This is a genomic window from Candidatus Pelagibacter sp. HIMB1495 (assembly GCF_052047955.1).
In the GTDB taxonomy this organism is placed as follows: Bacteria; Pseudomonadota; Alphaproteobacteria; order Pelagibacterales; family Pelagibacteraceae; genus Pelagibacter.
Genome location: NZ_JBNAIQ010000001.1, coordinates 1,397,492 through 1,418,389 on the forward strand (window position 1 = coordinate 1,397,492; position 20,898 = coordinate 1,418,389).

23 protein-coding genes are annotated in these 20,898 nt (G+C 29.2%); 7 read left to right on the forward strand and 16 right to left on the reverse strand.

Annotated features, from left to right (window positions below; translation table 11 throughout):
- The 16 genes from glmM to ACTTAW_RS07585 all read right to left on the reverse strand — a co-directional run bounded on the left by glmM (position 1) and on the right by ACTTAW_RS07585 (position 13,777).
- Complete coding sequence (gene glmM, locus ACTTAW_RS07510) at positions 1-1,332, reverse strand: phosphoglucosamine mutase (protein ID WP_440651851.1); 1,332 nt, start codon at positions 1,330-1,332, stop codon at positions 1-3.
- The gene (gene folP, locus ACTTAW_RS07515) at positions 1,332-2,384 is read right to left on the reverse strand and encodes a dihydropteroate synthase (RefSeq protein WP_440651853.1); all 1,053 of its coding nucleotides are present in this window, start codon (positions 2,382-2,384) and stop codon (positions 1,332-1,334) included. The genes glmM and folP overlap by 1 nt, the downstream gene beginning before the upstream one ends.
- Positions 2,385-2,390: 6 nt before the next feature.
- On the reverse strand, positions 2,391-4,298 hold the full coding sequence (gene ftsH / locus ACTTAW_RS07520; protein WP_440651855.1) for an ATP-dependent zinc metalloprotease FtsH: 1,908 nt from the start codon (positions 4,296-4,298) through the stop codon (positions 2,391-2,393).
- Between the two features lie 63 nt (positions 4,299-4,361).
- Complete coding sequence (tilS, locus tag ACTTAW_RS07525; RefSeq protein WP_440651857.1) at positions 4,362-5,384, reverse strand: tRNA lysidine(34) synthetase TilS; 1,023 nt, start codon at positions 5,382-5,384, stop codon at positions 4,362-4,364.
- Positions 5,344-6,348 (reverse strand): tol-pal system protein YbgF, encoded by a 1,005-nt coding sequence (gene ybgF / locus ACTTAW_RS07530; protein ID WP_440651859.1) that lies wholly within the window; start codon positions 6,346-6,348, stop codon positions 5,344-5,346. Before ybgF ends, tilS begins: the two co-directional genes overlap by 41 nt.
- A 78-nt stretch (positions 6,349-6,426) precedes the next feature.
- On the reverse strand, positions 6,427-6,972 hold the full coding sequence (gene pal / locus ACTTAW_RS07535) for a peptidoglycan-associated lipoprotein Pal (RefSeq protein WP_440651922.1): 546 nt from the start codon (positions 6,970-6,972) through the stop codon (positions 6,427-6,429).
- 106 nt (positions 6,973-7,078) lie between these two features.
- Entirely contained in the window at positions 7,079-8,419 is a 1,341-nt protein-coding gene (gene tolB / locus ACTTAW_RS07540; protein ID WP_440651861.1) for a Tol-Pal system beta propeller repeat protein TolB, read from the reverse strand.
- 12 nt (positions 8,420-8,431) lie between these two features.
- Positions 8,432-9,295, reverse strand: a complete 864-nt coding sequence (locus tag ACTTAW_RS07545; protein ID WP_440651863.1) for an energy transducer TonB — start codon at positions 9,293-9,295, stop codon at positions 8,432-8,434.
- Positions 9,296-9,300: 5 nt separating this feature from the next.
- Positions 9,301-9,717, reverse strand: coding sequence for a protein TolR (tolR, locus tag ACTTAW_RS07550; protein WP_075506058.1), 417 nt, complete (start codon positions 9,715-9,717; stop codon positions 9,301-9,303).
- Positions 9,718-10,392 (reverse strand): protein TolQ, encoded by a 675-nt coding sequence (gene tolQ / locus ACTTAW_RS07555; protein WP_440651865.1) that lies wholly within the window; start codon positions 10,390-10,392, stop codon positions 9,718-9,720.
- 53 nt (positions 10,393-10,445) lie between these two features.
- Positions 10,446-10,937: a crossover junction endodeoxyribonuclease gene (locus ACTTAW_RS07560; protein ID WP_440651867.1), complete on the reverse strand. Its 492-nt coding sequence runs from the start codon at positions 10,935-10,937 to the stop codon at positions 10,446-10,448.
- Entirely contained in the window at positions 10,937-11,662 is a 726-nt protein-coding gene (locus tag ACTTAW_RS07565; protein WP_440651869.1) for a YebC/PmpR family DNA-binding transcriptional regulator, read from the reverse strand. Before ACTTAW_RS07565 ends, ACTTAW_RS07560 begins: the two co-directional genes overlap by 1 nt.
- Positions 11,663-11,669: 7 nt before the next feature.
- A complete protein-coding gene (locus ACTTAW_RS07570) occupies positions 11,670-12,473 on the reverse strand; it encodes a TIGR00282 family metallophosphoesterase (RefSeq protein WP_440651871.1) in 804 nt (267 codons plus the stop codon).
- Positions 12,470-13,015, reverse strand: coding sequence for a 5-formyltetrahydrofolate cyclo-ligase (locus ACTTAW_RS07575; protein ID WP_440651873.1), 546 nt, complete (start codon positions 13,013-13,015; stop codon positions 12,470-12,472). Before ACTTAW_RS07575 ends, ACTTAW_RS07570 begins: the two co-directional genes overlap by 4 nt.
- A gap of 4 nt (positions 13,016-13,019) precedes the next feature.
- A complete protein-coding gene (locus tag ACTTAW_RS07580; protein ID WP_440651875.1) occupies positions 13,020-13,466 on the reverse strand; it encodes a cell division protein ZapA in 447 nt (148 codons plus the stop codon).
- Positions 13,454-13,777: a 5-formyltetrahydrofolate cyclo-ligase gene (locus ACTTAW_RS07585; RefSeq protein WP_440618063.1), complete on the reverse strand. Its 324-nt coding sequence runs from the start codon at positions 13,775-13,777 to the stop codon at positions 13,454-13,456. Before ACTTAW_RS07585 ends, ACTTAW_RS07580 begins: the two co-directional genes overlap by 13 nt.
- A gap of 53 nt (positions 13,778-13,830) precedes the next feature.
- Between ACTTAW_RS07585 and tkt the strand changes: the two genes are divergently transcribed.
- Genes tkt through ACTTAW_RS07620 form a run of 7 tightly spaced genes read left to right on the forward strand, consistent with a single transcriptional unit; the run spans position 13,831 to position 20,886 of the window.
- Positions 13,831-15,789 carry a transketolase gene (gene tkt / locus ACTTAW_RS07590; RefSeq protein ID WP_440651876.1) on the forward strand — a complete coding sequence of 653 codons (1,959 nt, stop codon included), beginning with the start codon at positions 13,831-13,833 and terminating at the stop codon, positions 15,787-15,789.
- Between the two features lie 2 nt (positions 15,790-15,791).
- Positions 15,792-16,799, forward strand: coding sequence for a type I glyceraldehyde-3-phosphate dehydrogenase (gap, locus tag ACTTAW_RS07595; RefSeq protein ID WP_440651878.1), 1,008 nt, complete (start codon positions 15,792-15,794; stop codon positions 16,797-16,799).
- Complete coding sequence (locus ACTTAW_RS07600; RefSeq protein WP_440651880.1) at positions 16,799-17,974, forward strand: phosphoglycerate kinase; 1,176 nt, start codon at positions 16,799-16,801, stop codon at positions 17,972-17,974. Before gap ends, ACTTAW_RS07600 begins: the two co-directional genes overlap by 1 nt.
- Before the next feature lies 1 nt (position 17,975).
- A complete protein-coding gene (locus ACTTAW_RS07605; RefSeq protein WP_440651882.1) occupies positions 17,976-18,986 on the forward strand; it encodes a class I fructose-bisphosphate aldolase in 1,011 nt (336 codons plus the stop codon).
- Positions 18,973-19,587 carry a thiamine phosphate synthase gene (thiE, locus tag ACTTAW_RS07610; RefSeq protein WP_440651884.1) on the forward strand — a complete coding sequence of 205 codons (615 nt, stop codon included), beginning with the start codon at positions 18,973-18,975 and terminating at the stop codon, positions 19,585-19,587. The genes ACTTAW_RS07605 and thiE overlap by 14 nt, the downstream gene beginning before the upstream one ends.
- Positions 19,584-20,144 (forward strand): elongation factor P, encoded by a 561-nt coding sequence (efp, locus tag ACTTAW_RS07615; RefSeq protein ID WP_440651886.1) that lies wholly within the window; start codon positions 19,584-19,586, stop codon positions 20,142-20,144. The genes thiE and efp overlap by 4 nt, the downstream gene beginning before the upstream one ends.
- Position 20,145: 1 nt before the next feature.
- Positions 20,146-20,886, forward strand: a complete 741-nt coding sequence (locus ACTTAW_RS07620) for an inositol monophosphatase family protein (RefSeq protein WP_440651888.1) — start codon at positions 20,146-20,148, stop codon at positions 20,884-20,886.
- The last annotated feature ends 12 nt before the right edge of the window (positions 20,887-20,898 follow it).

The window sequence follows — 20,898 nt, forward strand, 5'->3', positions numbered from 1 at the left end:
TTATTTTATTTTTTTGGATATCATGTTTACACATCTGGATAAAAGTATTTTATTATCACTTTCTGCCATCACTCTAATTTTAGACTCTGTTCCTGATTTTCTAACTAAAACTCTTCCTTGACCAATAATTAATTTTTCTGCGAGTTTTATAACTTTTTTTATTTCAGGTTTATTAATAATATTTTTATCTTTAACAGTTATATTTTCTAATAATTGAGGGGTTTTTTTAAAACTCTGAAAAAATTCACTCGTTTTTTTACCTTTTCTCAGAGCAAAAAGAACTTCTAAAGCTACAAGCAACCCGTCTCCAGTCGTTGCAAATTTACCTAAAATAATATGTCCTGATTGTTCACCACCTAAATTAAATTTATATTTTTGCATTTTTTCTTTAACATATCTATCGCCTACATTGGCTCTTAAAAATTTTATTCTGTTAAATTTTAAATATTTTTCTAATCCATAATTCGACATTAGCGTTCCAACAACACCACCTTTTAGCATTTTTTTATTTTTCCATCTTGTTGCTAAAGCAGCTATTATTTGATCACCATCTACAATGTTACCTTTTTCATCACACATTATAATTCTATCAGCGTCACCATCTAAAGAAATGCCAATATGAGCTTTATATTTTTTTACAGCTGTTTTAATTTTTCTTGGAAAAGTTGATCCACAATCTTTATTAATATTCAAACCATTTGGGTTTACACCTATTGCTATAACTTTAGCACCTAATGATTTTAGTAACTCAGGCCCCGCTTTATAACCAGCACCATTGGCACAATCTATAACAATTCTTAATCCTCTTAAATTGAACTCTTTTGTGAAATTTTTTTTCAATATTTTAATATATTGTTTAGTTCCTGTTTCTAATCTTTTAACTCTTCCTAACTTTTCAGGACTGGAAAGGTTATTTGATATTTTTTTATCTATGAGAGCTTCTATTTTTTTTTCTATTTTATCTGATAATTTCATTCCATCAGGACCAAATAATTTTAATCCATTGTCGTAATGAGGATTATGAGAAGCTGTAATCATAATACCCATATTGGCCTTCATTTCTTTTGTAAGCATAGCCAATCCATTGGTTGGTAAAGGGCCCAAAGTGTAAACATGCATGCCAGCAGAAGCTAAGCCAGAAACAAGCGCAGGTTCGAGTGTATATCCTGATAATCTTGTATCTTTTGCTATTATTGCTGTTTGTTTTTTTTTCTTTTGGGATTTAAAATATGTGCCACTAGCTAGTCCAAACTTAAAAAACATATCTCCATTAATATTTTTGCTATTAATAGCTCCTCTTATTCCATCTGTTCCAAAATATTTTTTTGCCATTATTTATTTGTTATTTCTTTAAAAACTTTAATTGCTTGCATAACCTCATTAACATCATGAATTCTCAAAATCTGAACTCCTTGTGTCATCAAATATAATGATGACGATATTGTTCCTCCAATTCTAGTAAAGCTATCATTTTTTTTTGCAATATCTTTAATAAATCTTTTTCTAGAATTTCCTACAAGTATAGGAAATCCTAATGAATGAAAAATAGAAACACTTCTAATTAAATTCATATTATGTTTCAGTTTTTTTCCAAATCCAATTCCAGGATCTAAAATTATATTGTTATGTTTAATACCTTTAGATCTTAGAAGTTTTATTTTCTCCTCAAAAAAATCGTAAATATCTAGTAATTCATTATTATATTTTGGATTTTTTTGCATATTTTCAGGTGTTCCAAGTGTGTGCTGAATAACGAAAGGAACTTCATTTTTTTTTAATACGTTTATTGTTTCTGGGTCAAAACTTAAACCTGAAACATCATTAATTAGTTTTACTCCTAATTTAATTCCATTTTTCATTATTTCAGATTTTCTAGTATCTAAAGAAATTGGAATTTTTTTTACAATAGATTTTAAGATTTCATTAATTCTTTTCCACTCATCTTGTTTATTTACTGTCTTTGAACCTGGTCTTGTTGACTCTCCTCCTACATCTATTAAATCAGCACCATCTTTATATAGTTTAAAAGCATGACTTATTCCTGTTTGTTTTGTATTAAATTTTCCTCCATCAGAAAAACTATCTGGAGTAAGATTTAAGACACCTAGTATATTTGGAATCTTTTTAAATTCTAAATTAGAAAAATTTTTTTTTTTAGTTTTAATTTTTTTTAAATCCAAATTAACTTTTTTCTTTAAATTATTTGGTAAATATTTTATTTGATTAACGGAAATTTTTTTCTTTGATTTTCTAGTTATTATTTCAATATGATCAAACGATATTTCTTTAATTTGATGTAAAGGTATAGTTTTTTTTTTACTAACTAAAATTCTTGACTGATCACCATAATAGAAATTACACGCTCTTGTGTAATATCTTTGCATTATAAATTAATGAACAATTTTTGGTTTTAGACCCATGGCTCCTAAAGCTGAGTCATGATCATCTTTTGAATCTTGATTTTCTAGAATTTTATCTTTTGGATACAAATTTTTATTGATTATATTTTCAATCTCTTCACCTGTTAAGGTTTCATAGGTAATTAATGCCTTAGCAATTTTATGTAAATCGTCTATTTTATCAGTCAATATTTTTTTAGCTTGATTATATCCCTCATCCACAAGTTTTCTAATTTCTTTATCAATTTTTTGAGCAACTTCTTCTGAAACAGATTGAGTTTGAGTAACTGATCTTCCTAAGAAAACTTCCTCTTGATTTTCCCCATATTCAACTGGACCCATCTCCTCACTCATACCATATTTAGTTACCATGGCTCTTGCAAGTTGAGTAGCTTGATTAATATCTGAGCCACTTCCTCCACCTGCTCCTGTAGAAATGTTATCTTTTCCAAAAATTAATTCCTCTGCAACTCTTCCTCCAAAACAAACTGCTAGTCTAGCTTTTAGATATTTGATTGAATATCCGTGTTTATCTCTCTCTGGTAAATTCATAACCATTCCCAAAGCTCTTCCTCTTGGAATGATAGTGGCTTTGTGAATTGGATCATAACTAGGCATATTAAATGAGACTAAAGCATGGCCACCTTCGTGATAAGCAGTAAGTTTTTTTTCATCCTCAGTCATCACCATCGATCTTCTTTCAGCACCCATTAATACTTTATCTTTTGCCTCTTCAAATTCTAATAAAGTTACAATTCTTTTATTTTTTCTAGCTGCTAATAAGGCAGCTTCGTTGACTAAGTTAGCTAAATCTGCTCCTGAGAAACCAGGTGTCCCTCTTGCTATAGTTCTTAAATTAACGTCTGGTGCCATCTTAATTTTTTTCACATGGACTTTTAAAATTTTTTCTCTTCCAATGATATCTGGGTTTGAAACAACTACTTGTCTGTCAAATCTCCCAGGTCTCAATAGCGCTGGATCGAGAACGTCAGGTCTATTTGTTGCTGCAATTATAATTACACCTTCATTAGTATCAAATCCGTCCATCTCTACTAATAATTGGTTTAAAGTTTGCTCTCTTTCATCATTACCTCCACCTAAACCTGCACCTCTACTTCTTCCCACTGCATCTATTTCATCAATAAATATTATGCACGGAGAATTTTTTTTACCTTGTTCAAACATATCTCTCACTCTAGATGCTCCAACACCAACAAACATTTCAACAAAATCTGAACCTGAGATAGTAAAGAAAGGAACTCCTGCTTCACCTGCAATAGCTCTTGCTAACAAAGTTTTTCCTGTTCCTGGAGGTCCGACCAATAAAGCACCTCTAGGTATCTTTCCACCAAGTCTACTAAATTTTTTAGGGTCTTTTAAAAATTCCACAATTTCTTCTACTTCTTCTTTTGCCTCTTCTACTCCAGCAACATCATTAAATGTTACTTTGCCTTTAAGTTCATTCATCATCTTGGCTTTTGACTTACCAAATCCCATTGCTCCACCTTTTCCACCTTGCATCTGTCGCATGAAAAAGATCCAAACTGCAATCAATAAAAGCATTGGAAACCAAGAAAGTAATACACCAAATAAAGATGGCATTTTTTCTTCTAAAGGAGCTGCTGAAATACTTACTCCTTTATCTGATAATTTTTCAATTAAATTTGGATCGTTTGGAGCATAAGTTGAAAATGAGTTTCCATTTGAGTAAACACCCTTAATGTTGTTTCCCTGTATCTCAACCTTTAAAACTTCTCCATTTTCAACTGAACTTAAAAAATCTGAAAAAATTATTTGATTTCCTCCTCTAATATTTGATTGAGGATTTTTAAACATGTTATAGAGACCAATAGTTAAGAAAACTATTATTCCCCACATAGCTAGATTTTTAAAATTCATAAAGTTAAGATAAGAATTATTACAAATTAAACAAGTGACAAAATAACAATAAATTTAAGGATATTAACGCTCTTTCTGCACAATTACAGTTCTGTTTATTTTTTTTATAACACAATTTCCAAGTGTAGATTTAAAAGAAGTTTTACTTTCTAGATTTTCCAAAATATTGATAATTTTTTTACCCCTAGGTGGAAAATATTTTTTCCCAACTAATTGTAAGATCTTTGAAAATGACCTGAACAAAACTTCTTGAGGAAATTTAAAAAATTCTTCTTTTAAAACAACTTTATTTTGAGAGATAATCGAATTTTCTCTTAAGTTTTTTTCACAAAAGAACTGGATTGATTGGTCAACACTTTTTAAATTATAAATTGATAATTTAAACTTACTTTTATCTAAACCTTCACTTTCAAGATTTTTAATTAAATTTCTTATTCTTACTCTTGTAAAAATTTTATCTTCATTAGAAGGGTCTTCTACATATTTATTAAACACTTTTTTTGAGATGTAGATTAAATCTTTTTTTTCAACGTTTATTAGAGGTCTTAATATATTTACATTATTAATCAAAGTCGTTTTGTCTAAAGATACAATACCCTTTAAACCACTACCTCTTATAAGCCTAATTAAAAAATTTTCATAAACGTCATCTTCATGATGACCAAGTAAAATGTGATCAATTTTAAATTTTTTTGATTGGTTAATTAAGAGATTATATCTTTTTTTTCTTGCAAGAGATTGGATATTGTTTTTGGGTTTTTTCCCATTCCATTTTAAAATATCTAAATCTATAGAAAAATCCTTCAAAAGATTTTTTACAAATAAAGCTTCAACAGATGAATTATTTCTCAATTTATGGTCAACCAAAAAATATTTGATTTTTAAAGATTTTTTAATTGAATAAATTTTTGAAAAAAAGGCTAAAGCAAGACTATCTGAGCCACCTGATACAGCAACTGTGAAATTGTTATTTAAATTTAAATTTTTTTCAAATTTATTATAGATTTTATAAATTCTTTTATCTCTTAACTTATTAAGAAGTTGTTTATGAATCTTGCTTGACGCATTCAAATTTTTTAGACTCATATTTTGCTTTTTGTATTACAGACTGATTTGCATTCGGATATTGCAACTCTACACCATTAATCATCTTACAGCCTTGATCTTTTTCCCCAATTTGAACCATTGAAACACCAAGTTTTAATAAATTTATTGGAGCTTTTTTGCCTTTTGGATATTTTTGATATCCTTCAAGATAAGCTGAAGCAGCATCAGTATAAAGCTGTCTTATTCTAAATGTTTCTGCATACCAATATTGAGCACTGCCTGCTAATTCATCTTCCGGATTTGATAATACAAATTCTCTAAAAGCTCTTTCGGCTGTACTGTAGTCTCCAACTTTTAGGAAGCTTGTTGCAAATTCATATTGTTCTTTTGGAGTTAAATCTATTGGTAAAATTTTATCTTCAGCTTGAAAAGTTTCTTCTACAATAGAAGCTGTAGTATCAACTGATTGAATCTGTTGATTCTCATCTGAAGTTTCCATATCTTTATAAGAAATTGTACCTAGGTCTTGTGGCTGTGAGCTACCAGGAAGAATTTGCTTTTCAATCTTTGGCGCAGAACTCAGTTGTTGATTATTGTCAATTACATTAACAGAACTTAAATCATTTTCTATATCTTGAAACCTTATCTGATTATCAGATTGTAGCTTGGATACTCTATTTGAAAGTTTATCAAGCTTAAAATTAATTTCCTCAAACTTATTAGTAAGTTCTCTAAACTGCTCTTCTACCTCTGATAACTTCAGCAGATGCCTAGTCAAAACATCTTCGGAGTTATTATCAAGATTTGATACTGATTGATTATTTGTGTTACTTTCTATTTCAATTGATCCAGAATAAACGGCTCTTTCAAGAGTTTTTAAATCTTTTTTAATTAAATCTAAAATTTCATAAATATTGTGGTTATCTGAGTAAGCAATTCCTGAAAAAAAGAAATTTAATAATATTATTAAATTAAATAATGTTGATCTGAAAAGTGATCTCATTAAATTTTTATATGATTATAAAAAGGCAAAAAAAAGACCCTAAAAATTTTCGATTTTAGGGTCTTTTTTAAAAATTCTTTAATTTGCTTTAACAGTAACTGATCTTCTGTTTTTAGACCATGCTAAAGGATTTGATCCTGAATCAACAGGTCTTTCTTTACCATAACTGATTACTGTAATTCTGTCTGATGAAACACCATAAGTCATTAGGTAATCTTTTGCAGCATTAGCTCTTCTTTCACCAAGTGCTAAGTTATATTCTCTTGTTCCTCTTTCATCTGCATGACCTTCTAAAACTACAGTGATGTTAGAATTTTCTCTTAACCAAGCAGCTTGAGCCCTTAAAGTTTCTCTTGAAGCTGTAGTTAATATAGATTCGTTAGTTGCAAAGAACACTCTATCAGCAACACCATCTGCTAAATATTTTACGCTATCCGTTCCAACGTAAACATCACCTTGCATCTGACCTGCAATTTTTTCAATCTTAGTTACTTCCTCTTTTTTAGTTTCTTCTTTTGGTGCCTCTTTTTCAACGGCTACTTCTTTTTTTGTTGCACACGCTGTTAAAATTATTCCAGCAGAAATAACTAGTAACGTGTTTTTGAAAATTTTGTTTAATCTCATTAATTTGCTCCTTGCTGCTTTTTCAAATACTATTTTTTTCACAACTAGATAGATGTTTCAACCCAAAAAATCAAGAAATTTCATCGTATTTAGAGATAAATTCATATTAATTACTTAATAAAGACGACCAAGATGGGTCGGATGCGTCCGTCTCGGTTATTATCAATCTTTCATTGTACCCAGTTAAATCAATAGACCATAACTTGGCAGAAAAACCTTCACCTTTAGAATTAGTTTTTGTTTCTCTATAAAATATCAAAACTCTTCCATTTGGTGACCAAGATGGGGCCTCTTGATAATAGTTTTCTGTTAACAATCTTTCACCAGTTCCATCTGTTCGCATCACTCCAATATAAAATTTTCCTTTATGTAATTTTGTAAATGCTATTAAATCACCCCTAGGAGACCAAACTGGTGTTCCGTACAAACCATTACCAAAAGAAATTCTTTTCACATCACTTCCATCATTTTTCATGACATAAATTTGTTGGTAACCACTTCTGTCAGAGTTGAAAGTTATATATTTTCCGTCTGGAGAATAAGAAGGTGATGTATCAATTGAAGGATGATTGGTTATTCTCTCTACCAATCGAGTTTCTAAATTCATCGTATAAATATCTGATTTTCCATCTTTTGCAAAACTCATGATTATTTTTTTTCCATCAGGTGAAAATCTAGGAGCAAATGTCATTCCAGGAAAATCTCCAACTACTTCTTGTGTTCCTGTTTCAATATCTAAAAGATAAACCCGTGGCATATTTTTAAAATAAGATAAATAAGTAACCATTTGACTTGCTGGGTTAAATCGTGGAGTAAGCACAAGCTCATTTCCTAAAGTTAGAAATTTATTATTAGCACCATCTTGATCCATGATAGCTAATTTTTTTATTCTTTGCGTTTTTGGTCCTTCTTCAGCCACATAAATAATTCTTGTATCAAAATATCCTTTTTCTCCTGTTAATCTCTCATACACTTTATCTGATATGATATGCCCAACTCTTCTCCAATTTGTTGGTACCGTTGTAAAAGCTAAAGCCATCATCTCTTTTGCAGCAAGCACATCCCAAAGTCTAAACTCAACTCTTAATTTATCATTAATAAAATTTACTTTACCCGTAATTAGAGCTTGAGCTTTAATTAAATTCCAATCTTCAAATCTTGGTTTTAAATTTGCTATATCTGGTGCTTGTAAAAATGCTTTTTTATCTAAAGGATTAAATAAACCTGAAGTTCTTAAATTATTTTCAACAATTAATGATATTTCAGATCCAATGTTCTCTTTATTTAAAATTTGTTCAAAATTTTTTCTAGATGTTTCGTCTATTGATAACGGTGAGACTGCAAGTGGAAGAGGGTTTAAGTTTCCCCTCGTAATATCAACTTCAATTAACGCTAAAGTTTTTATTGGAAAAAAAACAAAAATGAAAATTATAAATTTTTTAATCATAAATTATTTATACTAACCTCCTAACATCTCTCTTGCATCAAAATTTAATTGTAATTCTTTCCATCTCTCATAGCCAGAAGCTGGAACTCTTAAAGGCTGACATAATCTTACCGCTCTTAAGGCACTTTCTGCTAAGACTTTATAAAAACCTTGTCCAGGTTTATTCATTCTAGCATGATCTAATATCTCAGTTTTGGTGACTGAACCATCTGGTTTGAGTTTTAATTTTATTCTAACTAGTAAATTTTCATCATATGGCAAACCTAAAGGGATACTCCAACAACCAAATATTTGGGCTTTCAAAGCATCTTCCTCACTTAGAGTAAGCTTAGAGTTTTCTAGGTTTCTTACTTGATCTTGTGTAACATCATTATTGGTTTTCACTTTTTCTGCTGTTTCTTCTTTTGATTTATCTATCAATGCAGCAATGTTATTTGGATCAAATAAATCTTTTTTTTCAAACTCAGATACTTGCTTTACTTCATTATCTACCTTTTCTGGATTTTGTTTTTTTTCCTCTTTAGTCTTTAATTTTTTTACCTCTTTATCTGGCAAAGGGACAGCTTCAGGATTTTGTTTTTCTATTGTTTTGTTTTTTTTCTCTGAGACAACAGTTTTGGTTTTAGTTTTTTTTACTTTTTTAGGTGGAGCTTGTTCTGAGACAAGTTTTTTTTCTTTTTCTTTTACTTTTTCAATAATTTTTTTTGCTTTAGGAGCAAAAGGAATATTTGTTTCTTCTGTTATTTGAATTAATTCAACAGAGACTATGGGTGGAATGTCTATTGGTTTTTTTGATAGAAAAGGCAAACTTAAAGCTGTAAGGACAACTAAAGATATGTGTAAAGCTGAGGATATAGCTATACTACTACTCTTCACTGTAACTACCTTTGTTTAAGAGGTTCGGAGATTAGCGCAACCTTTGTAAAACCAGATCCAGATAATAAACCCATTATCTCTAAAACTCTTCCATAGTTTATTGTTTTATCGCCTCTTACATAAATTCTTGTGTCAGTTCTATTTTTTGAAACAGCTAAAACTTTAGCAATTATATTGTCATACTCTACTTTTGATTCTTGAATAAAAATTTCACCTTTCGCATTAATAGAAAGTGTTAAAGGTTCTGTTTCCTCAGGCAAAGAATCTGCTGAACTCTCAGGTAGATCAACCTGAACACCTACTGTTAAAAGCGGTGCAGTTACCATGAATATAATTAATAAAACCAACATCACATCAACAAAAGGTGTGACGTTAATCTCACTCATTGGTTCCTTTGATGAGCGATTTAATTTAAAAGCCATTTAAATTATTGTTAAAAATCTTTTTGAAAAATTCTCTAATTTTTCTGAATATTTTTTTGCGTCTGTATTAAATTTATTATATGCAACTACTGCAGGTATCGCAGCTAACAGTCCTAATGCAGTTGCAAATAATGCTTCGGCTATACCAGGTGCAACTATTGCAAGACTAGTATTTCTTGAAATTGCAATTGATTGAAAAGAATTCATAATACCCCAAACAGTCCCAAATAATCCAATAAATGGAGCAGTTGAGCCTACGGTTGCTAAAAATGTAAATCCCTTTTCAATTTTTGACATTTCCTTTTCTATTCCTCCTTCAAGGAACGCAGTCATTCTTTCACTTAAATTAGTTTTAGATTTTTTCTTTAGTAAGTTTTCCATGGCATTTTGGAATACCAAAGACATTGGGTCTTCTAAATTATTTGGTAAACTGTTATAAAAATTTTCAGCAGATTTAGAGTTCCAAAATTTTTCTTCAAACTCTTCTGAAGATTTATTTATTTTTTTAAAAAGTCTATATTTTTCTATAATTACTGCCCATGAGTATACTGAGCAAAGTATTAAGCTAATCATTACTGCTTTAACAATTATATCTGCTTTTAAAAATAAACTAAAAAGTGAAAAATCTGTATTTGTGCCAAGATCTATTGCTTTTGCGGCTATGTCTGCTTCCATAATCACTCATCACACTTAATTGTGTCATGAATTTGACTACAAAAATTTAAAGATTAGTCATTTTTGTATGTTTCATGAAAATAACTAGCTATTAAAATTGCATCAGCTTTATTAGAATCTTTTTTTTTTGATAAATTTGACGAAAAATAGGGAAATATTTCAATAGCTCTTGTCCTGCTGGCATCTTTTTCTGAGTTAATTAAATTAAAATATTTTTTCCATTTTGCTGGTCTTACAAAATAAATTGGCAACTGCATCGCGCTGCAAATACCTTTTAAAATTCCGAAAGATTGACCAAAATTAAACATACTTGTAACCCCTTGTCCTGGCATAGCTGAAACTTGCTCTATAACAACTTTAATATTTTTTTTTTCGTATGTTTTTATTTTTGAAGATATTTCATTAAATATTTGAGATCCATTGACTTGTTTTTTATTTTTTTTTCCTTCAGTCATTGTTGGCATCTCAAGGACATCTTTGATTGTTCCATCCTCTAAAAAACATATAGATCCTGAAATTCCTGGATCAATTCCAATTATTAACATCAAAAATTTCCTAAATTTACGTTTGAAAAAACGTTCTGAACATCATCATCATCTTCTAGATTTTCTAAAAAATCAATCACACTTTCTTTCTCATCATTTTTAATATCAACACTATTTATAGGGACCCATTCAATATCTGTTGAAATAAAGTTTGCTATTTTATTTTCTAAATTTTTTTTAACATTATATATTTCATTTGAAACACATTGAACTTCATGAAATTCTTCGTGGGAAATGCATTCCTCTGCACCAGCTTCTATTGCTAACTCAAAAATTTTATCATCTGATATTTCATTTTTATCAATCTTTATTATCCCAAGTTGTTTAAAGTTATGAGATGCTGATCCTTGCGTACCTAGACTTCCACCAGATTTTTGAAAAATAGTTCTCACATTAGAAGCTGTTCTATTTTTATTGTCTGTTAAAGTTTCTACAATTACAGCAATTTTCTTTGGTCCAAATCCCTCATACCTCAAATTTTCAAAATTTGCTCCAGATGCAGCAGAAGATTTATCTATTGCCCTTTCTATATTATCTTTTGGCATATTTGCTGATCTAGCAGCCTGTACTGCTGATCTTAATCTCGGATTCATTGCAGGATCCTTGTCTCCAAGTTTTGCAGCTACTGTAATTTCTTTAGACAATTTTGAAAAAATTTTTGAACGTTGCTTGTCAGCTTTTCCTTTTTTATGTTTAATACCCGCCCAATGAGAATGACCTGCCATATCTAAATTAAAAATTTTTTAATTTTTCTCCAAATATATAACTATTAATACTTTTAGCTAAACCAGTATTTATATCACAATCAACAATAACACCAGACAAAGTCCCTTCTCCAACTGCAGGAAAATGTTTAACCGAGTCTTTTTTTAAAAATCTGTTTAATGAATTCTCTTTATCCATCCCAATTACAGAGTCGTAATCTCCACACATGCCTGCATCAGTTTGGTATCCAGTGCCATTGTTTAGTATTCTAGCATCATTAGTTGGTACATGTGTGTGAGTTCCAACAACCAAAGTTGAATGACCATCAAAAAAATGACCTATGGCATTTTTCTCACTGGTAATTTCACCATGAAAATCAACCACTAATAAATCGTAGTCTTTTTTTAATTTATATTCACTTAAAAATTTTTTTGAAGTTTCAAAAACATCTTCACACTTTTTCATAAAAACATTTCCCATAAGGTTGAGTACCCCAACTCTTATATTTTTATCTGTTTTGAAAATTTGAAAACCTCGACCAGGTGCAGGCTCAAAAAGATTTTTAGGACGTAACAATCTCTCTTCTTTTTCTATATATTTCATGATTTCTTTTTGATCCCAAACATGATTTCCTGTTGTAATTACGTTAACACCACAGTTATAAAAATCTTTGCAAATTTCTTCTGTCAAACCAACACCTTGGGCTGCAGCATTTTCACCGTTAGCAATAACAAAATCAATTTTTTTTGATTTAATTTCACTAAGTAAGCTGCTCGTAAGTTTAGAACATCCAGAAATGCCAACAACATCGCCTAAAAATAAAATTCTCAAAATATCAAACCTCTTTCAGTAATTATTAAATCAAGCTTCTTATCATAATTATTAACTGGTACCTCTTTTAATTCTTGGAAAGAAAAAGCAAATCCAACTTTAAAGACCTTTTTTTTAATTTCAATTTTTTCAATATAACGATCATAAAAACCACCACCATAACCTAAACGGTTAAATTGCTTATCAAAAGCTAATAGTGGAACTAGTAATATATCTGGATAAACTTTCTTTTTAGAAAATGGTTCAATAATTCCGTATTTGTTTATCTTTAATGGATTATCTTTAGACCATTCATAAAAGTCCATTTGGTTATTTTTCTTGATGATCGGTAATGAAGTAATTTTTTTATTTTTACTAAATAAATTTAAAACTTCTAAGTCATCTATTTCATGATTGCATGGATAATATCCTCCAACAATTCTTATTTTAAGATTATTATCACTTAGGAATTTAATTAATTTTAAAGAATTGATTTTCAAATTTTCTTGAAAACTTTTTTTTCTAAGTGATGTTATCTTTCTTCTTAATTTAGATTTATTCACAAATTTATTGAGGTAAATTTTCTTGTCTTGCTTTTTCCACAAAACTTGAAATTTTCTCTGCAGCAGTATCAATTAAATCTTCATATTTTTTTTGATTAGTTTCAATCTCTATTTTTAATTTATCATGATTTAAATTTAACTCTTTTATTTCTTCTTCTTTTTTATCTTTATATTCATATATTAGAGTTTTTAATTCTTTAAATTTATTTGATAAATCTTTTAATTCTTGTTTCTTTTGTTCAACTTTCTTTTTTGTTTCGTAGTATTCATCCATTATTTTAACTGCTGTAATTAATAAAAGTTTATTCTCCCCTAAATTACCAAGATCGTTTTTTAAATGATTAAATTTTTGGTTTATTTGTATTAACAATTCCTCTAGATGTTCCTCTTGTCCATCATCACAAGATAGTAAAAACTCTTTATTATTGAATTTAATACTTACATTTGCCATTTATCAATCTCTTCCAACAAAGTATCTGTTTCTTGATTTAATTCATCAATTTTTTCAGAGAACTCTATTTGTTTTCTTTCTTCTGCCTTTTCTTTACTTCTGAACTCATCTAATCTTTTGGACAAAATTTCGTTCTGATCTATTAGCTCTTTATATTTTTTTTCTAACTCGTTTTTTTCAATCTCTAATTGATTTTTTTGTAAGTTAAGATTTTCAATATTATTTTCCAAAACCGGATTAGTTAGATCTAAATTTTTTAATTCCTCTAAAGCTAGATTAAGTTTTTTTTCTTTTTCGTTTATAGAATTCATATATATATACTTATAATATTAAATAGAATCTTCTTAGTCTAGTCAGGATAATTTTGAGTAAAATACATAACGATTTAGCAAATTGTATCAGATTTTTATCTATTGATGCAGTTCAAAAAGCTAATTCTGGCCACCCTGGGATGCCAATGGGTATGGCAGACGTTGCGACTGTACTTTTTAGGTATTTTTTAAAATTCAATCCACAAAATCCAAATTGGATAAATAGAGATAGGTTTGTTTTATCAGCCGGACATGGCTCAATGCTTCTTTATTCTTTATTATACTTAACTGGTTATAAAAGTATTTCTTTAAATTCGATTAAAAAGTTTAGACAACTAAACTCTATTTGTGCAGGTCATCCAGAGTATCATCCAAAAACTGGAATTGAAACAACTACTGGTCCACTTGGACAAGGAATAGCTAATGCAGTTGGATTTGCAATAGCTGAAGAAATCCTCAAAAAAAAATTAGGTAAAAATCTAATTAATCATAAAACTTATGTTCTAGCTGGCGATGGTTGCTTGATGGAAGGTATTAGTCACGAGGCAATGAGTTTAGCTGGTCACTTAAAATTAAAAAATTTAGTGATGCTTTTCGATAATAATAATATTTCAATAGATGGTCCAACAAGTCTTGCTGTATCAGACAATTTTAGAAAAAGATTTGAAAGCTATGGATGGGATTATGTATTAATTGATGGTCATAATGAAAATCAAATTTACAGAGCTTTGAAAAGAGTTCAAAATGCAAAAAAACCAACAGTAATTTCTTGTAAAACAAAAATTGGATATGGTTCTCCAAATAAATCTGGCAAATCGTCTTCACATGGTAGTCCTTTGGGATTAGATGAAATTAAATTAGTAAGAAAAGTACTTAAATGGAAATATAAACCTTTTGAAATTCCAAATAAGTTATTGAACCAATGGAGAGATATAGGAAGAAAGGGTCAGTTAATTGAAAAAAAATGGAACAAATTAACTAAAAAACAAAGTCAAAAATTCAGTCTGATCAAAACAGATAGCTTTAAAAATGTTTTAAATTCAGAAAAGAAACTTGCAATCAAAGAACCTAAAAGCTTAGCAACAAGAAAATGTTCTGAGCTAACTTTAAGTGCATTAACCAATTCAAATAATAATCTTATTGGTGGTTCTGCAGATTTAGCTGGATCAAATAATACAAAAACAAAAAAACATAAAATTATTACACCAGGAAATTTTGATGGAAATTATATTCACTATGGTGTCAGGGAACATGCGATGAGTGGGATAATGAACGGAATCGCACTCCATAGTAATTTTATTCCTTATGGTGGAACTTTTTTAATATTTTCTGATTACTGCAAACCATCGATAAGATTGTCGGCTCTAATGCAACAAAGAGTTATTTATGTAATGACACATGATTCAATTGGCTTAGGTGAAGATGGACCGACACATCAACCAATTGAGCAATTATCTGGTTTAAGATCAATTCCAAACCTAAATGTGTTTAGACCTGCAGACAGAATTGAAACAATTGAATGCTGGGAGCATGCTTTAAAAACTACAAAGACTCCAAGTGTGTTGTCTTTAACTAGACAAAATTTAGATCCAATCAGAAAAAAATATTCCTCAAATAATAAATGTTCACTTGGCGCTTATGAGGTGCTTAGAACAAATAAGAAAATTAAATTAACAATTTTGGCAAGTGGTTCAGAAGTAAATCTTGCAATCGAGGCTAGTCATAAACTTGCAAAAGATAAAATTTATTCTAAAGTTATTTCAGTACCTTGTATGGAGCTTTTTGATAAACAAAGTAAAACTTATAGAAATAAAATACTAAATGAAACCAAAAATAAAATCTCTATAGAAGCTGGTTCAAGTGATTGTTGGAAAAAGTATGTTGGTGAAAATGGAAAAAATTTTGGAATTAATGAATTTGGTAAAAGTGCACCTTTTAAAGAAATATATAAATATTTTGGGCTAACAAAAGAAAATATAACTAACAAATCAAAAAATTTAATTAAAAATTAATTATGACAATTAAAGTTGGAATTAATGGAATGGGTAGAATTGGTCGAATGGTAGTTCGGTCAATTATAGAAAGCCAAGATAAAAAAATAAAAATACAACACATAAATAATAGATCAAATTCTGAGACTACTTGTACATTAATAAAATATGACTCAATTCATGGTAGATTTGATGCTGATTTAGATTTTGATGAAAATCACTTAATAATAAATAATGAAAAAATTACATTTTCACAGGAGTCTACTATTGAAAAAATAGACTGGAAAAAATTTGATGTCGATTATGTTTTTGAGTGTACAGGAAAATTTAATTCTAAAGAAAAACTTTTAGCTCATATTAAAAATGGAGCAAAAAAAGTAATAGTATCTGCGCCATGTAAAAACGCAGATAAAACAATTGTATTTGGTGTAAATGAAAAAGATATAACCAGTAAGGACCAAATAATCTCAGCCGCATCATGCACCACAAACTGTTTGGCTCCAGTTGTACATACACTAAATGAAAATTTTGAAATTGAAAAAGGGTTCATGACCACTATCCATGCATTTACAAGTGATCAGAGAATTCTGGACAATTCACATAAAGACCCAAGAAGAGCAAGATCAGCAAGTCAATCAATTGTCCCAACATCTACTGGTGCATCAAAAGCAATTGGCCAAATAATTCCTAGCTTGAAAGGTAAATTAGAGGGAGTTGCAATGAGAGTACCTACCCCAAATGTTTCACTTGTAGAATTAGTTTTCTGTACAAAAAAAAATATCAACAAAGAAAATATAAATAAATCATTTGAATTAGCATCAAAAAATAATCTTAAAAATGTACTAGAAATCACTCATGAAAAGTTAGTATCAATAGATTTTAATCATAACTCTGCATCTGCGATTGTTGATGGATCTCTTACCAATGTTGTTGGAGACAATATGGGTAAAATTTCAGCCTGGTATGATAATGAATGGGGTTTTTCAAATCGTATGTGCGATATTGCAGAATTCATTCATCAAAATTCTTAATGCAAAGTGTCTCCAAACTAACAAACCTACAAGGTAAAAAAGTTATTTTAAGATTGGATTTAAATGTCCCTCTTAACAATGGTGAGATAACTGATACAACGAGAATTGACAAAATTCTTCCAACAATTGAATTTTTATTAGAGCAAAATTCAAAAATAGTTATCTTATCTCACGTTGGTCGACCTAAAGGAAAAGTAATTAAAGATCTTTCGTTAAAACCAATTCAAAAAGATATAGAAAAAAAACTAAATGAAAAAGTAAAACTTATTGAAAAAAATATTTATGAGATAAAAAAAGATATGTTTGATAATTTTAATGAAAAAATTTTATTAATTGAAAATATTAGATTTTATCCAGATGAGGAAAAAAATGATACTAATTTTGCAAAACATTTAGCAAGCTTAGGTGATATTTATGTAAATGATGCTTTTTCATGTTCACATAGAGCGCACGCATCTGTTTGTGAAATTTCAAAATTTTTACCATCTTTTTCAGGGTTGCAATTAGATTTAGAGATTAGTGCATTAAAAAAAATTACATCTAGCATAACTAAACCTGTTACTTGTATAATAGGAGGATCTAAAATTTCTACAAAAATTAATATTATTAAAAATTTAATTCCAAAATTTGATAACATAGTAATTGTGGGTGCAATGGCGAATAACTTAATTGAACACAATGGATACAATATAGGAAAATCTCTTAAAGAAGAAAATGTTAATTCTATAGTTAATGAAATACTCTCATATTCAAAAGAAAAAAATTGTAATATAATTTTTCCAGAAGATGTGATAGTGGCAAATGATTTAAATGGTCAGCCTAAAATTAAAGAATTGAATCAAATTAAATTAGATGAAATGATTTTGGATATAGGTCCAAAAACTGTTGAAAGTATATGCAATATTATTGATAAAACAAAAACCTTATTATGGAACGGTCCTGCTGGATATTTTGAAAATCCTAATTTTGCTAATGGAAGTGCTACAATTGCAAAAAAAATAGTTGAAAAAAATAAAGAAGATAAAATTTACTCTGTTGTAGGTGGTGGTGATACCATTTCATTAATTAATTCTTTAAATGCTGTTAAAGACTTTAATTTTGTTTCAACTGCAGGTGGAGCATTTCTGGAATATCTTGAAGGAAAAGAACTTCCTGGTATAAGCGCTTTAAATTGACATGTCAGAACTAAATAAAATAGCTCTCAAAATACTTTCAAATGGCAAAGGAATACTTGCAGCAGATGAAAGTAACGGAACTATGACGAAAAGACTTGAGGCTGTTAATGTTGAATCTACACCAAAAAACAGACTCGCTTTTAGAGAAACTCTTTTTAGTTCAGAAAGTATGAAAGATTGTATCGGTGGTGTGATCTTATACGATGAAACAATAAAACAAATTTCAAATTTAGGTAAATCGATTCCTGAATTAATCTCTGCTAGTGGAGCAGTACCTGGAATTAAAGTAGATACAGGTGCAAAAAATTTAGCAAACTCTCCAGAGGAAAAAATTACAGAAGGGCTAGACGGGCTAAGAGAAAGATTAAAAAAATACTATGAGCTTGGTGCAAGATTTACAAAATGGAGAGGTGTTTATTCGATAAGCAATAACTATCCTAGCAAACTTGCAATTCATTCTAATGCTCATGCACTTGCAAGATATGCCGCTTTAGTTCAAGAATGTGAAATGGTTCCTATAGTGGAACCAGAAGTTTTAATGGATGGCAATCATTCAGCTGATGAGTGTTTGGAAAAAACTTCAGAAGTTATAAAAAAATGTTTTGAGGAATTAATTATGCATAAAATTGATTTATCAGGGATCATATTAAAACCAAATATGATTTTAGCTGGAAGTAATTCAAAAAACAAAATCTCTAATGAAGAAGTTTCAGACAAAACACTTGAATGTCTCAAAAATTCAGTACCGACAGAAGTACCAGGAATTGCTTTCTTGTCTGGAGGTCAATCCGAAATAGAAGCAACAGAAAATCTCAATTTAATTAGCAAAAACAATAGTACAAATTTTATAATGACCTATTCATATGGTCGAGCTTTACAACAAAGTGCACTTAAATTTTGGTCTAAAGACATCACTAAAACCAACGAAACACAAGATGTGTTTAATCATAGGGCAAGAATGTGTACTTTAGCTGCTCAAGGAAAATGGACAAACGATCTTGAGAATAAATAAAAAAAAATTTATTTATCTTATCTCTCCAAATAAAATAACAAAGAATTTTTACCAAATGCTGAATGAGGTATTAAAATCAAGTAAAATAAGTTTTTTTCAAATGAGATTTAAAAAATACTCATTTAAAAAAAAATTTTTGGTAGGAAAAAAGATCAGACAATTATGTAAAAAAAATAATGTAAAATTTATTGTTAATGATGACCCGGTTCTTGCAAAAAAATTAAATGCTGATGGATGTCATTTAGGCCAAAAAGATATGAATATTAAAGAAGCCAAAAAAATAATTGGAAATAAAATTATTGGAATAACATGTCACAACTCAATTAAAATTGCAAAAGAAGCAATTAAAAATAGAGCTAATTACATTGCGTTTGGTGCTTTTTTTCCAACAAAAACAAAAAAAGCTAAATACAGGGCTAATATAAAAACTTTGAATAAAGTAAAGAAATTAACAAATATTCCCATCGTAGCTATTGGTGGAATAACAAATGAGAACTATAAAAAACTTTTATTGAACAATGTAAATTTTTTAGCTATTTCAGGCTACATTTGGAATAATAAAAAATACAAACCTACAGAAGCTATAAAGAGTTTAATATGAAAATAAATGCAAGTGAAATTAGAGTTGGAATGCTCTTGGAATATAAAAATGATCTTTGGCAAGTTTTAAAAACACAGCATGTAAAACCTGGAAAAGGAGGTGCATTTGCACAAGTAGAAATGAAAAGTGTTGGCAAAAATACTAAACTAAACGAAAGATTTAGATCTAGCGAAACTGTAGAGAAAGCATCACTAGATGAAAATAAATACAATTATCTATATGAAGATGATGCTAATTATTTTTTTATGGAACCAAAAACCTTTGAACAAATTGAAATTAAAAAAGAAATTATTGGAGAGCAAGGTAAATTATTAACTGAAAATCTTGAGGTGTCTGTAAGTTTTTATAATGAAAATCCAATTTCAGTAGAGTTACCAAATCAGGTACAATGTAAAATAGAAACTACTGATGCAGCATTAAAAGGTCAAACAGTATCTTCCTCTTATAAACCAGCCACTCTAGATAATGGTTTAAATATTCAAGTTCCACCGTTTATAGAGGCAGGAGACGAAGTTATTGTTGATACTCGAAATTTAGAGTACGTAAAAAAAATTTAAAATGATATCCATATCTTCAAATCTTAACTTGATGATAAAGGCTGCTGAAAAAGCATCTAAATCTGTGATAAGAGATTTTGGAGAGGTGGAAAAATTACAAGTTTCAAAAAAAGGCCCTTACGATTTTGTTACAAAAACAGATAAAAATGTAGAAAAAATTTTAATAGAAGAATTATCTAAATCAAAAAAAAATTATTCTTTTATAACAGAAGAAACTGGCAAGATAAATAACAAGGACAAGAAAAATTTTTGGATTCTAGACCCAATAGATGGGACAACTAATTTTCTTCATGGTATTCCACACTTTGCTATTTGTATTGCTCATATTTCTAACAACGAAATTATTAGTGGATTAATTTTTGACCCAATAAAAGATGAAATGTTTTTTTCTGAAAAAAACAAGGGAGCATATCTAAACAATCAAAGACTAAGAGTGTCAAAAAAAAGTTCCACCGAAGATTGTTTATTTTCAAGCAACCATGAAGGTACAAAATTTAGTGACCTAAATATGAGATGTAGTGGATGTGCAGCGCTTGATCTAGCATATGTGGCCTCTGGAAGACTTGACGGTTTTTTTCATAATAAAATTAATATTTGGGATGTGGCAGCTGGTGCTTTAATGGTTGAAGAAGCAGGTGGAATAGTTAACGAAATTAACAAATTTGATATAAAAAATATTGATATCCGAGCTTCAAGTAGTGCAATTAACGATAAAATGCTTAAAAAACTAGTTAACTTTTAATTGTTTTAAAAA

Coding starts and splice junctions, on each gene's coding strand:
- tolQ (WP_440651865.1), bottom strand. CDS start 10,392: ATGGAAGCAGACATAGCCGCAAAAGCAATAGATCTTGGCACAAATACA.
- pal (WP_440651922.1), bottom strand. CDS start 6,972: ATGAGATTAAACAAAATTTTCAAAAACACGTTACTAGTTATTTCTGCT.
- glmM (WP_440651851.1), bottom strand. CDS start 1,332: ATGGCAAAAAAATATTTTGGAACAGATGGAATAAGAGGAGCTATTAAT.
- ACTTAW_RS07565 (WP_440651869.1), bottom strand. CDS start 11,662: ATGGCAGGTCATTCTCATTGGGCGGGTATTAAACATAAAAAAGGAAAA.
- ftsH (WP_440651855.1), bottom strand. CDS start 4,298: ATGAATTTTAAAAATCTAGCTATGTGGGGAATAATAGTTTTCTTAACT.
- ACTTAW_RS07605 (WP_440651882.1), top strand. CDS start 17,976: ATGTCAGAACTAAATAAAATAGCTCTCAAAATACTTTCAAATGGCAAA.
- ACTTAW_RS07560 (WP_440651867.1), bottom strand. CDS start 10,937: ATGTTAATAATTGGAATTGATCCAGGAATTTCAGGATCTATATGTTTT.
- ybgF (WP_440651859.1), bottom strand. CDS start 6,348: ATGAGATCACTTTTCAGATCAACATTATTTAATTTAATAATATTATTA.
- folP (WP_440651853.1), bottom strand. CDS start 2,384: ATGCAAAGATATTACACAAGAGCGTGTAATTTCTATTATGGTGATCAG.
- ACTTAW_RS07580 (WP_440651875.1), bottom strand. CDS start 13,466: ATGGCAAATGTAAGTATTAAATTCAATAATAAAGAGTTTTTACTATCT.
- ACTTAW_RS07620 (WP_440651888.1), top strand. CDS start 20,146: ATGATATCCATATCTTCAAATCTTAACTTGATGATAAAGGCTGCTGAA.
- ACTTAW_RS07600 (WP_440651880.1), top strand. CDS start 16,799: ATGCAAAGTGTCTCCAAACTAACAAACCTACAAGGTAAAAAAGTTATT.
- gap (WP_440651878.1), top strand. CDS start 15,792: ATGACAATTAAAGTTGGAATTAATGGAATGGGTAGAATTGGTCGAATG.
- tilS (WP_440651857.1), bottom strand. CDS start 5,384: ATGAGTCTAAAAAATTTGAATGCGTCAAGCAAGATTCATAAACAACTT.
- ACTTAW_RS07585 (WP_440618063.1), bottom strand. CDS start 13,777: ATGAATTCTATAAACGAAAAAGAAAAAAAACTTAATCTAGCTTTAGAG.
- tolB (WP_440651861.1), bottom strand. CDS start 8,419: ATGATTAAAAAATTTATAATTTTCATTTTTGTTTTTTTTCCAATAAAA.
- efp (WP_440651886.1), top strand. CDS start 19,584: ATGAAAATAAATGCAAGTGAAATTAGAGTTGGAATGCTCTTGGAATAT.
- tolR (WP_075506058.1), bottom strand. CDS start 9,717: ATGGCTTTTAAATTAAATCGCTCATCAAAGGAACCAATGAGTGAGATT.